This is a genomic window from Dysgonomonas hofstadii (assembly GCF_014196915.1).
Lineage (GTDB): Bacteria > Bacteroidota > Bacteroidia > Bacteroidales > Dysgonomonadaceae > Dysgonomonas > Dysgonomonas hofstadii.
In genome coordinates, this window is the sequence record NZ_JACIEP010000007.1 from 100016 (window position 1) to 113834 (window position 13819).

General features: G+C 39.3%; 11 protein-coding genes. 9 read left to right on the forward strand and 2 right to left on the reverse strand.

Features of this window, described 5'->3' with window-relative positions; genetic code table 11:
- The first annotated feature begins 66 nt into the window (after positions 1-66).
- The 4 genes from GGR21_RS10835 (at position 67) to GGR21_RS10850 (ending at position 6512) form a co-directional block, all read left to right on the forward strand.
- A complete protein-coding gene (locus GGR21_RS10835; protein ID WP_183307244.1) occupies positions 67-1617 on the forward strand; it encodes a S41 family peptidase in 1551 nt (516 codons plus the stop codon).
- A gap of 22 nt (positions 1618-1639) precedes the next feature.
- Complete coding sequence (gene thrA, locus GGR21_RS10840; protein WP_183307245.1) at positions 1640-4081, forward strand: bifunctional aspartate kinase/homoserine dehydrogenase I; 2442 nt, start codon at positions 1640-1642, stop codon at positions 4079-4081.
- A gap of 22 nt (positions 4082-4103) precedes the next feature.
- Positions 4104-5180, forward strand: a complete 1077-nt coding sequence (locus GGR21_RS10845) for an acyltransferase (RefSeq protein WP_183307246.1) — start codon at positions 4104-4106, stop codon at positions 5178-5180.
- 120 nt (positions 5181-5300) lie between these two features.
- Positions 5301-6512: a cofactor-independent phosphoglycerate mutase gene (locus GGR21_RS10850; RefSeq protein WP_183307247.1), complete on the forward strand. Its 1212-nt coding sequence runs from the start codon at positions 5301-5303 to the stop codon at positions 6510-6512.
- A gap of 24 nt (positions 6513-6536) precedes the next feature.
- Here the strand turns inward: GGR21_RS10850 and GGR21_RS10855 are convergent, their stop codons facing one another.
- Positions 6537-7211 (reverse strand): Crp/Fnr family transcriptional regulator, encoded by a 675-nt coding sequence (locus GGR21_RS10855; RefSeq protein WP_183307248.1) that lies wholly within the window; start codon positions 7209-7211, stop codon positions 6537-6539.
- 168 nt (positions 7212-7379) lie between these two features.
- On the opposite strand from GGR21_RS10855, the gene GGR21_RS10860 reads away from it, so the two are divergent.
- From GGR21_RS10860 to GGR21_RS10870, 3 genes are all read left to right on the forward strand, one after another.
- Positions 7380-8675, forward strand: a complete 1296-nt coding sequence (locus GGR21_RS10860; protein WP_183307249.1) for an MATE family efflux transporter — start codon at positions 7380-7382, stop codon at positions 8673-8675.
- Positions 8676-8708: 33 nt separating this feature from the next.
- Positions 8709-9206 (forward strand): flavodoxin, encoded by a 498-nt coding sequence (locus GGR21_RS10865; protein ID WP_183307250.1) that lies wholly within the window; start codon positions 8709-8711, stop codon positions 9204-9206.
- A 131-nt stretch (positions 9207-9337) separates the two neighbouring features.
- Complete coding sequence (locus GGR21_RS10870) at positions 9338-10294, forward strand: acyltransferase family protein (protein WP_183307251.1); 957 nt, start codon at positions 9338-9340, stop codon at positions 10292-10294.
- Here the strand turns inward: GGR21_RS10870 and GGR21_RS10875 are convergent.
- Positions 10289-10984: a YjjG family noncanonical pyrimidine nucleotidase gene (locus GGR21_RS10875; protein WP_183307252.1), complete on the reverse strand. Its 696-nt coding sequence runs from the start codon at positions 10982-10984 to the stop codon at positions 10289-10291. The two genes, GGR21_RS10870 and GGR21_RS10875, sit on opposite strands and share 6 nt — an antisense overlap.
- Positions 10985-11482: 498 nt before the next feature.
- Between GGR21_RS10875 and proS the strand changes: the two genes are divergently transcribed.
- Together proS and GGR21_RS10885 are read left to right on the forward strand one after the other, a co-directional pair.
- The gene (proS, locus tag GGR21_RS10880) at positions 11483-12964 is read left to right on the forward strand and encodes a proline--tRNA ligase (RefSeq protein ID WP_183307253.1); all 1482 of its coding nucleotides are present in this window, start codon (positions 11483-11485) and stop codon (positions 12962-12964) included.
- Positions 12965-12978: 14 nt separating this feature from the next.
- On the forward strand, positions 12979-13710 hold the full coding sequence (locus tag GGR21_RS10885; RefSeq protein WP_183307254.1) for a 3-keto-disaccharide hydrolase: 732 nt from the start codon (positions 12979-12981) through the stop codon (positions 13708-13710).
- Positions 13711-13819: the final 109 nt, after the last annotated feature.

Below are 13819 nucleotides of genomic sequence, written 5' to 3' on the forward strand. Positions count from 1 at the left end.
CAAACGTCTGTAAATGATGGTGGCTAATTGATAAAATAACATATATACTCACAAAATGAGACTATAATGAAAGCAAAACTTACATTTCTGACAATAATTTTGTCATCATTGTTCTTTGTGGCATGTGATGATAATAACGATAGCAAGAGAGACAATTATACCGATGAAGAATATACCAACCGTTGGATATACGACAAAATGACAAGGGTTTATCTGTGGAATGAGGAATTAACCAAATCACCCAATTACAGTCTGGAATCTGAAAGCTTCTTTACTAGTATCCTCTATAAATACAAACAACGTGACGGTGATAGGTTTTCCTGGATAGAAGAAGACGATTCGAAAGGAACAAAGGCGTTGTTTAATGAAGACAATCTGGGATTTGATTGTCTCCCTGTTTCATATTTTCCCAATGCTAGTGCACAAAATACCTCCGTTGGTCTTTTTGTCACTTATGTTTATGAAGATTCTGATGCCGAAGCAAAGGGTTTGAAAAGGGGAATGGTTATATATAAAGTAGACAGTGAGAATGTAAATTATGACAATTATCAAACTATTCTGAAAGATAAAAACTCGTTAACCCTTTCTGTATATAATAATGCTACCGGGACTATGGAGGTTTTAAGTCCGTTTAGTACTAATGGTTCTGTCCAATCTCCCATTTTTATTAGCAAAGTACTAAATGTGAAGAACAGTGCTAATGCCGATGTTAAAGTGGGGTATCTGATGTATAATGCATTTAAAAGAGATCCGGATGAAAGTGATGAAACGAACTTCAGATACGACATTGCCCTGATAGAAAGTATCAGGGATTTGAATAATCAGGGAATTACAGAGTTTGTACTCGATTTAAGGTACAATCCGGGAGGTTATCTTACAACAGCAATCAACTTAGCCAGCGCTTTATATCCCGACAGGACTACAAGCAAAATTTTTGCCAAAGAAAAATACAATCAGTATTTTGAAGATTCATTATTGGTAACCAACAGAAATAATTCTGATATCTTTAATGATTATTTCCTCGATAAAGTATATAGAACAAATGTTGAGATACCAAAATTGAATATAAATCGCCTGTTTATCATCGCTTCCGAATACAGCGCATCGGCCAGTGAACTTGTCCTTCACAACCTGAAACCCTATATGAATGTATATCATGTAGGAGAAACAACTGTAGGAAAAGATAAAGCGTCGATGACTATAAAATCGGATAGTGAGCGTATAAAATGGCAATTGCAACCGCTAATATCCCGCCTGTCTGATGCCGATGGAAATGGCAATTATATAGATGGTTTAGAGCCCGATTATCCGGTATCGGAATGGGAGGAATCATATGTGATGCAGGATGCATATTATGAAGATGATAATGGCAATAGGGTAGAAACTCAATGTCCTTTATTGTCCGAATGGAAAGAAGGACTCCTTCCGCTGGGAGACCTGTCGGAACCAATGCTTGCCGAAGCTATCGCTAAAATTACAGGTGTAGCCCGTGTAAAAACCAAATCGGCTGTTACTACCCAGGTAGTGCCCGTCGTTAAAGTCCCTCGTTTGAAATATAATGAGGATAAACAGAGAATAATTATAGACGCCGATAGATTCGATAACTTGTTGAAATAAGAACAGACATTAATTATACCCAATGAAAGTAATGAAGTTTGGCGGAACATCCGTAGGTTCTGCCTCTAATATCGCTAATGTAAAAAAAATAGTAAGCAGGGTAGAAGAGCCCCTGGTAGTTGTAGTTTCAGCTTTCAAAGGTATAACGGACAAACTCTTGACCACCTCGCAAATGGCGGCGGCAGGAGACTATTCCTATGAGCGCGAATTCCGTGAAATCGTTGAGCAACACCTGACTGTGGTCAGTAAACTTGACGTTACAGGCGAAGAGCGCAACAAACTGGAGATTGAAGTTAACAAACTGCTCGAAGAACTAAGCAACATCTTCAAAGGTGTATTCCTCATCAATGACCTTTCGCCTAAGACTTCCGATAAAATAGTGAGCTATGGAGAGCGTTTGTCTTCACTTATTATCAGCTATTCTTTTACAGATTTTGAATTGATAGATGTTGCGAAACTTGTTCAGACAGATTCTGCTTTCGGAAAACATACGCCGGATATAGAGCTGTCATCGAAACTGATACAGGCTGCTTTCGAATCTTCTTCGAAAAGGATATTAGTCGCCGGATTTATTTCCACATGTAAAACCACCGGGGAAATTACCAATCTGGGGCGTGGAGGATCAGATTACACGGCAGCCATATTTGCTGCGGCGCTCAATGCCAATATTCTCGAGATATGGTCGGATGTGGATGGCTTTATGTCGGCCGATCCCAAAGTGATAAACGGGGCTCATGTTATTGAATATCTCACTTTCACTGAGGCTACCGAGTTGTGTAACTTTGGTGCGAAGATCATATACCCACCTACAATTTTCCCGGTCTATCATAAGAATATCCCTATCAGGATAAAGAATACCTTTAAGCCTGAAGCTCCCGGCACATACATTTCTCATGACGGGGATCCCAAAAAGAGCAAAGCGTTGATAAAAGGTATTTCTTCTATCTCAGATGCTTGTCTGATCACTGTGCAGGGACTTGGTATGGTAGGTATTATCGGGGTGAATTTCCGCATATTCCGGGCTTTGGCCAAAAATGGTATCAGTGTGTTCCTTGTCTCTCAGGCATCGTCAGAAAACAGTACATCCATCGGTGTGCGTTCTGTGGATGCGGAACTGGCTGTTCAGGTACTGGAGGCCGAATTCGATAAAGAGATCGCACTGGGTAGTATCAACCGTGTGTTGCTCGAAACCGATCTTGCCACAGTAGCCATTGTGGGCGAGAATATGAAATATACCCCGGGGATTGCCGGAAAGCTGTTCGAAACACTGGGGAAGAGTGGTATCAGCGTGATTGCCTGTGCACAGGGTGCATCTGAGGTGAATATTTCATTTGTTATAAAAAATAAATACTTGCGTAAAGCGCTCAACTCTATCCACGATTCGTTCTTCCTGTCAGACTACAAGGCTTTAAACCTTTTCATCGTGGGAATTGGGACTGTCGGAGGGAATCTGATAGAACAGATCAGGCATCAGCAACCAAAACTTATGGAACAGTATGCCCTGAAACTGAATGTAGTGGGGATAGCCAGAGGCCGTAAGGCTTTGTTTTGCAGGGAAGGTATAGATCTCGACAATTACAAGCAGGAACTGGAAGAAAGGGGTATACCGAGTAGCCCTGAGATACTTCGTGATGGAATCATAAATATGAATATTTTCAATGCTGTCTTTGTCGATTGTACCGCCAGTGATTCCGTTTCCGAGATTTATGGAGAACTGATGGCTAAGAATATATCTGTTGTCACGGCTAATAAGGTAGCGGCTTCTTCAGCTTACGACAATTATATCAATCTGAAAAACACAGCCCGCGAACGGAATATCAAATTCCTGTTTGAAACAAATGTCGGAGCAGGATTACCGATTATCAATACAATGAACTCGCTGGTCAATTCCGGCGATAAAATCGTCAAAATTGAGGCTGTCTTATCAGGAACATTGAATTTTATCTTCAATACAATAAGTAAGGACATACCTTTCAGTAAAGCCATCTATCTGGCCAAAGAAAACGGATATTCCGAGCCTGATCCCCGTATCGACTTGAGTGGTGCCGATGTGGTGCGTAAGCTTGTCATCCTTACCCGTGAATCGGGATACAGGGTAGAACAATCAGATGTCAAGAAAAATCTTTTTGTTCCTCTGGAATTTTTTGATGGTACAATAGAAGAGTTCTGGGCAAATATCCGAAAATTAGACGATGAATTCGAAGCCCGTAGAAACAAGCTTGAAAATGAACACAAGCACCTCCGTTTTGTTGCCAGGTATGAAAATGGTAAATGCGAGGTGGGATTGCAGGAAGTCGGACAAAACCATCCATTCTACGATCTGGAGGGTAGCAACAATATAATTCAGATCACTACCGAGAGGTATAACGAATATCCAATGATAATAAAGGGATATGGAGCAGGTGCCAGTGTCACGGCAGCAGGCGTATTCTCTGATATAATCAGTATTGCGAATGTAAGATAGCCTTCAAAGAAAAATTTCAACAATGCTTCCCGATAAAAACATTGTTTCTGATAGGAGAGTAAGGGAGTCCAATTTTGAACTTCTTCGGTTGGTATGCATGTTTTTCATACTGTTGCATCACTTCATTTATCATGTGTTAGGCTATTCAAATGAAAGCATCCTCGTTTCATTTAATAGTTTATTTATTATAGCGGTCAATTGTTTTGTTTTGATCTCGGGATTTTTCGGAATAAGAATAAGCTGGCGGGGATTTTTTCATTTATATATTATTTGTGTATTCTATAATCTGCTATTCTCGTTACTTCAGGCAGGATATACGGATGTTTATAACTTAAAGAGTATTTTCCGGGCTTTTCTGCCATTCTCTCATTCCGAAGGCATTTGGTTCGTAACTTGTTATTTTTACCTTTTCCTTTTATCTCCAATGCTGAACAAAGTAGTTGATAACTGTAATAAAAGCGAATTCATTGCTTTATTGATCATATGGAGCGTTATAACATTTTATTTTGGCTATCTGTGGCAGAAGGATGTAAACTATAATGGTTATAATGTGATGAATTTCATCTTTTTATATTTTATAGGGCGGTTTATCGCCATGCATACACTAAATGTCACAACTACAAAACGGCAATTCCTGTATCTGGGTATATATATTTTATGCTCTGTTATCAGTACTGTTTTCATAATAACAAAGAGTTCTGATATTCATTCTATTACAAATCGCTTTTATATATACAATTCCCCTGTTGTTTTCATTTCCGCTATTTCGTTTTTCCTGTTTTTCAGGACACTCAAGTTCAAAAACAGGTTTATAAATTGGATTGCTAAATCGGCTCTAGCCGTTTATCTGATTCATGAGAATCGTTTTGTAAAAGAGCATTTATACGGATATATTAAGGAGAGCACTGCTGGTATTGATACAGAATGGATGCTTGCAGTCAGACTGCTGTTTTATGGTGTTGTAGTATTTGCTGCTTGCATCGTGATTGATAATGTCAGATTCGTTATAACAAATCCGGTAGAAAAGTTTATAAATAAAATCAAGTGGGATTTGTATACCAGACAATTTATTAGTTATATAGCGAAACTGATAAAATAGGTTAATTTGCCGGTTGGTTTTTTGTATTTTCTAACTAAGGCCGGTAAATTGTATGTAAAAGTTGTTTTTTGTATAAATTATGCTCAATTTTGTAAGATAAAACTCTGTTCTGGTAGAAAAATGAAAACGATTATAATTCTTGCGGATGGCGCCGCCGATGAACCTATTGGCGCATTAGGAAATAAGACCCCGTTACAAGTGGCTAGAAAGCCGTATATAGATATGCTTGCCGCCAAAGGTAAAAGTGGAGAACTGGATACAATTCCTCCGGGATTTAAACCGGGAAGCGAAATTGCCAATCTCTCGGTTCTTGGTTACGATGTACCAAAAGTATTTGAAGGACGTGGTTCGCTCGAAGCTGCCAGTATGGGAGTGGATATTCTACCTGGTGAAATGGCTATGCGCTGTAATCTGATCTGTATAGAAGACGAAAAAATAAAGAACCACTCGGCCGGACATATATCAAGTGAAGAAGCTGCCGAGCTGATCCGTTTTCTCTATAAGGAATTAAATGATGGAAAGGTGAGTTTCTACCCTGGCGTATCATATCGTCACTTGCTTAAGTTAAAAGAAGGAAACAAGCATCTGGACTGTACAGCGCCACATGATGTCACAGGCACCCCATTTAAAGATGTGTTGATTAAAGCTGAGGCACCCGAGGCACAGGAGACAGCAGATTATTTGAACAGTCTCATTCTAAAATCACAAGAACTCCTAAAAAATCATCCTGTGAACCTGAAACGTATTGCCGCAGGAAAAGATCCGGCAAACAGTATTTGGCCATGGTCTCCGGGCTATCGTCCGCAGATGCAAACCTTGCAGGAACTATTCGGAATAAAATCCGGCTCGGTGATCTCTGCTGTAGACCTGATTATGGGTATCGGTGTTTATGCGGGTTTGAAGCAAATTCATGTCGAAGGAGCAACAGGTCTTTACGATACAAATTATGAAGGTAAGGCACAGGCTGCCATCGATGCGTTGAAGAATGATGACTTTGTGTATCTGCACATAGAAGCCAGTGATGAGGCCGGACATGAAGGCGATTATGAACTGAAGACAAAAACGATAGAATATCTGGATGACAGAGTGGTAAGACATATCTATGAAGCTACTAAAGATTGGGATGAACCTGTAACTATTGCTGTCTTACCGGATCACCCTACTCCGTGTGCACTAAAAACGCACACGAATAAACCGATTCCTTTTCTTATTTACAGATCGAATGGTAGTGCCGATGATGTCCGGGTATACGATGAATTCGAATCACCTAAAGGTGCTTATGGCCTGATCAAAGGAAAAGAATTTATGGAAACGCTGATGAGCGGCAAATAAATATAACGATATATAATAGACATATCAGAAACGGATAAGCTGTATCAGCTTATCCTTCTTTTTTATAGAGATCTTCCTTTTTTCGGATAATATCAGTCCGTCTGTCTGCATATTCGTTAATTCACGTTCGATCGATTGTCTCGATACACCGAAATATTCTGCTAACGAACTTTTTGGCCGGTCCAGTTCTACGATGTCCGATTGGGAGATCTTTGACAGGTTAAGTATATATAGGGATAATTTTTGACGGATAGTGCGGAAAGACATAAAATGTAATTTTTTACTTAATCTTCCTGCAAAATTTGCCGAAATATCCAGATAATTCTTCAGCAACGTTTCATTCATACTTAACATTCGCAGTACTGACTGCTTTGGAATAACCAGCGCAATAGTATCCTCACGGGCAATAGCCTGTACGGGAAACCGGTTATCATCACCAAAAAGGAAAAGTATAGCCAACGGATTCGGAGCATAAATATCTTCTACTTTTACCACTTTGCCCGATGGATCGTTCATTTCGCCTTTTACACTACCTGATAATAACAGGATAAGCCTGTTGCACGCCTCGTCCTGAAAAGCCAGTATTTCGCCTTTCTTAAAGTACGTCTCAGTTATTTTTAATTCCTGTAATATTCGTTCTATTTCGTTTTGGCGTATAGATCTGAAAAGAGGAAGCTTTGTCAATACACTTACATTCATTGGCTTCTTTTTTTATCAAATATAAATAGAGTATTTTTTATTAGCATAGTTTGTTGTTTTATATTAGGATTATGAACAAAGATATGTTTTTTTATTTGATGTTTTCATCAGCCTGTTGGCAGTTACCAGTTAACTATTGTAATAATTAATCGTACTTTTGCCTCTGTTATGAATAGAAGCATTTTACGACTGGCTATACCTAATATTATTTCCAACATAACCGTGCCCCTTTTGGGTATGGTGGATATGTTTATTGTAGGGCATCTCGATTCGGAAGACTATATCGGGGCTATTGCACTGGCTACCATGCTTTTTAATTTTATATACTGGAGTTTTTCCTTCCTGCGAATGGGAACAAGCGGTTTTACAGCGCAGGCATTCGGTGCAGAAAACAAAGGAGAGCAAACCAATATACTCCTGCGTTCGCTAGCTGTGGCTATGGCGGCAGGGGTTCTTATAATTCTGTTGCAATATTTTATCTCCCATGCCGGGTTTTATCTGCTGAATGCCGAACCGGTAGTGAAAACTTATGCGCAGGAATATTTCTACGTCTATGTGTGGGCGGCTCCTGCCGTGCTGGGAATGTACACATTCAACGGCTGGTATGTAGGGATGCAGAATGCTAAAATACCAATGGTGGTGGCTATAGGGATCAATATAGTAAATATCGGTCTGAGCTTCTTCTTCGTCTATGGGTTGGGTATGAAGATAAAAGGTGTTGCTTTGGCCACACTCTGCGCCCAGTATTCAGGGTTTATTGCATCCCTGTTTATATGGAATGTGAAATATGGTTGGCTGAAACCTTATTTCAATCTGAAAATTCTGAAAAACCTGCCTTCATATATCCCTTTCTTTAAGGTGAACAGCGATATTTTTATCCGCACAATGGCATTGGTGGTTGTTACTACCTTTTTCACCTCGGCATCGGCAAAGGCAGGGAAAGATATTCTTGCAGTAAATGCGCTGCTAATGCAGTTGTTTATCCTGTTCTCGTACATGATGGACGGTTTTGCATATGCAGCTGAAGCACTTACAGGTAAATTTATCGGGGCTAATAATAAGGGGCAGCTGAAAATTCTGGTGAAACGTTTATTCGGATGGGGAGCAGGCATTGCTATCCTGTTTACACTGATATATATATTTTTTATGGAAGATATATTATCTATATTAACCGATAAGCAGTATATCGTGGAGTTGAGCCGCCAATACCATATATGGGTGCTTCTTATCCCAATTGCCGGCTTTTCGGCATTCCTCTGGGATGGTATATTTATCGGGGCTACGGCCTCTCATCAGATGCGTAACTCTATGCTGATATCGGTCGTCTGTTTTTTCTTGCTATATTTGTCATTGAACAATTTTATTGGGAACAAAATCTTATGGATTTCGTTTATAATATATCTGGCGATGAGAGGTATAGTACAAACCTTTATGGCGCGCTCTGTACTTGCTGATCCCAGGTAGTTGATAATCAGTTTAATAAACTCAAAACGTGTTATGAGCAAAATAGCGATAGTTTACGGCTCGTCTACCGGGGCCACAGAAGCGGTAGCAGAAAAAATAAAAGAAGCAATTGGTGATGCTGATCTTTTCAATGCGGATGGAGTAAAAGTCGATGATCTGAAGCCTTACGATTTCCTTATTTTCGGTGCATCTACCACAGGGGTAGGTGATTTACAGGACGACTGGGAGATACTTTTACCAAAAGTAGAAAAACTGGACTTTTCAGGTAAAAAAGTAGCCATCTTCGGACTGGGTGACAGTGCCTCTTTCTCTACCAGCTTTGCAGGTGGTATGTATGTGATATATAAGGCATTGAAGAATAAGGTAGAGATAGTTGGTTCAGTGTCTACTGACGGGTATACGTTCGACGATTCAGAAGCTATTGTAAACGACCGTTTCGTAGGGCTGGCTCTGGATGAAGACAACGAATACAATGAAACAGAAGCACGTATAGCCAAATGGGTAGAGGAACTCAAACAGTATATGAATTAATCATATTGACCAGATAACAAAGCAGGCCGGATTGAAATTAAGCGATTCGGCCTGTTTGTTTATACGCCCGATTCCTTTTAATAAACTGATTAATGTTATATCTTTATGGCTCAAAACACAAATCTGGACATATGACTCTCTCCAAAGGCAGGAATGTAACACTCGATTATATGCGGCTGATACTGATCATTCTGGTTATCAGCGGGCACAGCGATATATCGACCTATGGCTTGTTAGGTTGGTTCTTCTCCGATGCGTTCGCACGTTTTACAGTGCCTATCTTCCTTATTATAAATGGCTATTACTTTGCCGATATAGCACATGATAAGGAAAAGGTAAAGAAATATATAAAACGCCTTTTCATTATCTATATCACGTGGACAGTCATATATTTGCCATTTCTCTGGTACATGACCGGAGGAGGGAAAAAACTTATCCTTATAAACTTGCTTACGGGCTATTACCATTTGTGGTATATCGCAGCCCTGATAGGTGCTACCTTCGTGATCTATTTTACCCGTAAAGTAAGTATGGCAAAGTTGCTGGTGGTCGCCTATATTCTGTTTCTGATAGGATATGTAATACAGAAAGCATACCTGCTGGATATTCACATTTATATGTATCCTACCATTGTGCGCACATTTTTATTTATGGGTTTCCCGTTTATGTTTTTGGGATATTATATAAAGAAGAACGGGCTTGAAGACAAGGCTTTTTTCAGAAGCACGGGCATGGTCGTCCTATCCGGAATACTTCTGATTATGTTAATGGCTGAATCGACTTTTGTCTATTATTTCAAACTTGGGGAAGCCGATCCGGTGAAAGACGAGTTGTATTTTGTAGTGCCGTTCCTGGCTCCGCTTATATTCCTTTCTGTACTGAAGTATTCAAAGTATGAACAGGGTGGCGATGGCTATATGGCAAAACTCGTATCGGTCATCTACTTTATTCATATTATGGCTATATTCATTATCACAGGCTCGCCATACAAAGCCGATGTGTTTATGTTCCCTATGTATTTTTTCCTGTCGATGCTGCTATCGGTAGCTGTAATAGAATTGAATAAACGGATAAAAATTTTCTTATAAAATATAAGTTATCTCGGATAACCGGTTGACCGTATGGGTTGGTTGTATTTCTACCGATGGTTTATTCTTCGGGTTGAACCATATCTGGTCTATACCGCTGTTTTTTGCTCCCAGTATATCGGTTTGCAGATTGTCTCCTATCATTATTACCTGTTCTGCGGTTACACCTGTTTTGTCCAGTGCGTATTTAAAAATACCGGGATGGGGTTTGTTTACACCTACTACATCGGAGAGGATTATCTTGTCAAAATATGATTGGGGTATTCCGGCACTTTCCATCTTTTTGTATTGCATTTCGGTAAAACCATTAGATAGGATATGTATCTTATATAGGGGCTTCAGATATTCGAGAAACTCCATGGCTCCATCTATAAGTGTATCTTTTAGCATTACTCTTTGTATATAATCTTCATTTATTTCTTTTATCCGGCTTTCATTAAATTCGGGGATATGACGCAACGATACACCAAAACGCTCTATCTGTATTTCGTCTTTTGTTATCTGTCCTTTGTTATACATATCCCATAGCTTACTGACATTGGTGTGGTAGAATGAGAAAAAAGCCGGAAAGGAATCGAAATACTCTCCAAGATTATAATCGTTATATACTTCTTCTACTGTAATCCTTGTATTTGCTTCAGTGTCTATGAGTGTGTCATCGAGATCGAGTAATATATCCGTATATTTCATGTGTCCTGATTGAGAATTTTAAAGTACAAAGATACAAAAATATGATCGCCGATTTTCCTAAGGAATGAATCAGAATCTGAAAACTTTATCTATGATATATATTAATGTGCTGATTATATAATATGCCGATGTGCCAATATTTAAAAGAAGAATGAAAAATGAAGAATGGAAAATGTGTAAGGATTGTCAGGTTTTAGTAATTCAGTGTACTAGCGAAAAGTATACTAGTTTACTAGAAAGAATATTGAAGAATAAAACTAGCAGGCTAGTAAACTTAAAAACTAATAAACTGAAATATGCGTCAACTTTGTCAACTTTTTACAATTTCAACTACTGATTTGTATAAATAGTTGGTCGAAATATCAGATTTCCCGATATCAGGTTTTTTGGGAGTTGAATAGATTGTGCATTGATTTTTATTAACTTTGCCAATCAATAATTATAGCATATATTCCAGTCTCTGAAAAAGAAACTGATTTTACATTTTTAATTAATATTATGGCGAAAGAACTAAAGGAATTAACTCCGAGAAGTGTGGATTATAGCCAGTGGTATCTGGACTTGGTTATTAAAGCTGATTTAGCTGAAAATTCAGCTGTGCGTGGTTGTATGGTTATTAAGCCATATGGTTATGCTATATGGGAAAAAATACAGCGCCAACTAGACGATATGTTTAAAGAAACAGGTCATGTCAATGCATATTTCCCGCTTTTTATACCGAAATCGTTCCTTAGTAAAGAAGCCGACCATGTGGAGGGCTTTGCAAAAGAGTGCGCTGTAGTGACGCATTACAGGCTGAAAAATGATCCTGATGGTAAGGGTGTTATAGTAGACCCTGAAGCAAAACTGGAAGAAGAACTAATTGTTCGCCCTACTTCCGAAACAATTATATGGAATACATACCGCAACTGGATACAATCATACAGAGATCTGCCAATTCTTGTAAATCAATGGGCTAACGTTGTTCGTTGGGAGATGCGTACCCGCTTGTTTCTTCGGACTGCCGAATTTCTTTGGCAGGAAGGTCATACGGCGCATGCCACACGGGAAGAAGCTGAGGCCGAAACCATACAAATGCTGAATGTGTACGCACAATTTGCAGAGGAACATATGGCTATGCCTGTGATCAAAGGAGTGAAATCCGCGTCTGAGCGTTTTGCCGGAGCATTGGAAACTTACACTATAGAAGCCATGATGCAGGATGGAAAAGCCTTGCAATCCGGTACATCTCATTTCTTAGGTCAGAACTTTGCTAAGGCTTTTGATGTGAAATTCGCTGATAAAGAAGGTAAGATGGATTATGTGTGGGCTACATCATGGGGACTTTCTACCCGCCTGATAGGAGCACTTATCATGGCTCACTCCGATGATAACGGTTTGGTATTACCTCCAAAATTAGCTCCATTCCAGGTAGTTATTGTGCCTATCTATAAAGGTGAAGAACAGCTGTCTAAAATAGATGCGAAGGTAGAGGGGCTTGTAAAGTCACTTAAATCCCTTGGAATAAGTGTGAAATATGACAATGCCGATAATAAAAAGCCAGGCTGGAAGTTTTCTGAATATGAGTTGAAAGGAGTTCCGGTACGTCTGGCTATAGGTGCCCGCGATATGGAGAACAATACTGTTGAGGTAGCCCGTCGCGACACGTTGACCAAAGAAACTGTTTCATTTGACGGACTCGATATATATATCAAAAATCTTTTGGATGATATACAAGCCAATATCTATAAAAAGGCGTTTGACTTCCGTACAAGTAGAATGATTACTGTCGATACTTATGAAGAGTTTAAAGAAAAAATAGAGGAAGGCTATTTCATCTTTGCTCATTGGGATGGTACTTCCGAAACGGAAGAAAGGGTTAAAACTGAAACAAAAGCGACAATTCGTTGTATCCCGCTAGAGGGAGACAAAACTCCGGGAAAATGTATGGTTACAGGTAAACCATCGGTTCAAAGAGTGGTCTTTGCAAGAGCATACTAATAAAACATATGAAAATGAAACAGAGAATAACTTTATTAGCGATTTTTACTGCTGTCAGTCTGGTAGCATTTGCCCAATGGTCGCCACAACAAACCGAATGGTATTACCCTAAACCCGATAAAGTAACTCCGGGTAGCCAGATAGGCCAAGCCCCATCTGATGCCATCATACTATTTGACGGAAAAGACTTCTCTAAATGGGAGTCAGATAAAGGAGGCGATACTCCCTGGAAAATAGAGAATGGGCTTATGGTTGTAAAACCAGGAACTGGTGCTATCCGTACAAAAGAGTTCTTTGGAGATTGCCAATTGCATGTAGAATTCCGGTCACCTGCTCCACAGAATCATAATGGGCAGAACAGAGGGAACAGTGGTATCTTTCTACAATCGAAATACGAAGTACAGGTATTAGACGGAGACAATAACGAAACCTATGTGAACGGCATGGTGGGAAGCATCTATAAACAACAGGCTCCATTGGTAAATGCTTACACCAAAAACGGAGAATGGCAGGTTTATGACATCATATGGAAAGCTCCTGTATTCGGGACAGGCGGTAAACTGGAAAGTCCGGGTATGATAACTGTTATGCTAAACGGTATTGTTGTTCAAAACAATTATATATTGAAAGGAACAACCGAATATATTGGCATGCCCAAATACGAAGCACATGGAAGATTGCCTCTTATGCTTCAGGATCATGGTACAGAAGTCGCTTTCCGAAATATTTGGATCAGGAATCTATAATATAAAGATATCATTATTAGTAATATAGAAAATGTCCTTGCATAAAATATCTATGCAAGGATTTTTTTTTCATTGTTTTTGTAACTTTTCTATCAGTACCCTCGTCATA

Coding starts and splice junctions, on each gene's coding strand:
- GGR21_RS10860 (WP_183307249.1), top strand. CDS start 7,380: ATGAATAGAAGCATTTTACGACTGGCTATACCTAATATTATTTCCAAC.
- GGR21_RS10835 (WP_183307244.1), top strand. CDS start 67: ATGAAAGCAAAACTTACATTTCTGACAATAATTTTGTCATCATTGTTC.
- GGR21_RS10870 (WP_183307251.1), top strand. CDS start 9,338: ATGACTCTCTCCAAAGGCAGGAATGTAACACTCGATTATATGCGGCTG.
- GGR21_RS10865 (WP_183307250.1), top strand. CDS start 8,709: ATGAGCAAAATAGCGATAGTTTACGGCTCGTCTACCGGGGCCACAGAA.
- GGR21_RS10875 (WP_183307252.1), bottom strand. CDS start 10,984: ATGAAATATACGGATATATTACTCGATCTCGATGACACACTCATAGAC.
- proS (WP_183307253.1), top strand. CDS start 11,483: ATGGCGAAAGAACTAAAGGAATTAACTCCGAGAAGTGTGGATTATAGC.
- GGR21_RS10855 (WP_183307248.1), bottom strand. CDS start 7,211: ATGAATGTAAGTGTATTGACAAAGCTTCCTCTTTTCAGATCTATACGC.
- GGR21_RS10885 (WP_183307254.1), top strand. CDS start 12,979: ATGAAACAGAGAATAACTTTATTAGCGATTTTTACTGCTGTCAGTCTG.
- GGR21_RS10845 (WP_183307246.1), top strand. CDS start 4,104: ATGCTTCCCGATAAAAACATTGTTTCTGATAGGAGAGTAAGGGAGTCC.
- GGR21_RS10850 (WP_183307247.1), top strand. CDS start 5,301: ATGAAAACGATTATAATTCTTGCGGATGGCGCCGCCGATGAACCTATT.
- thrA (WP_183307245.1), top strand. CDS start 1,640: ATGAAAGTAATGAAGTTTGGCGGAACATCCGTAGGTTCTGCCTCTAAT.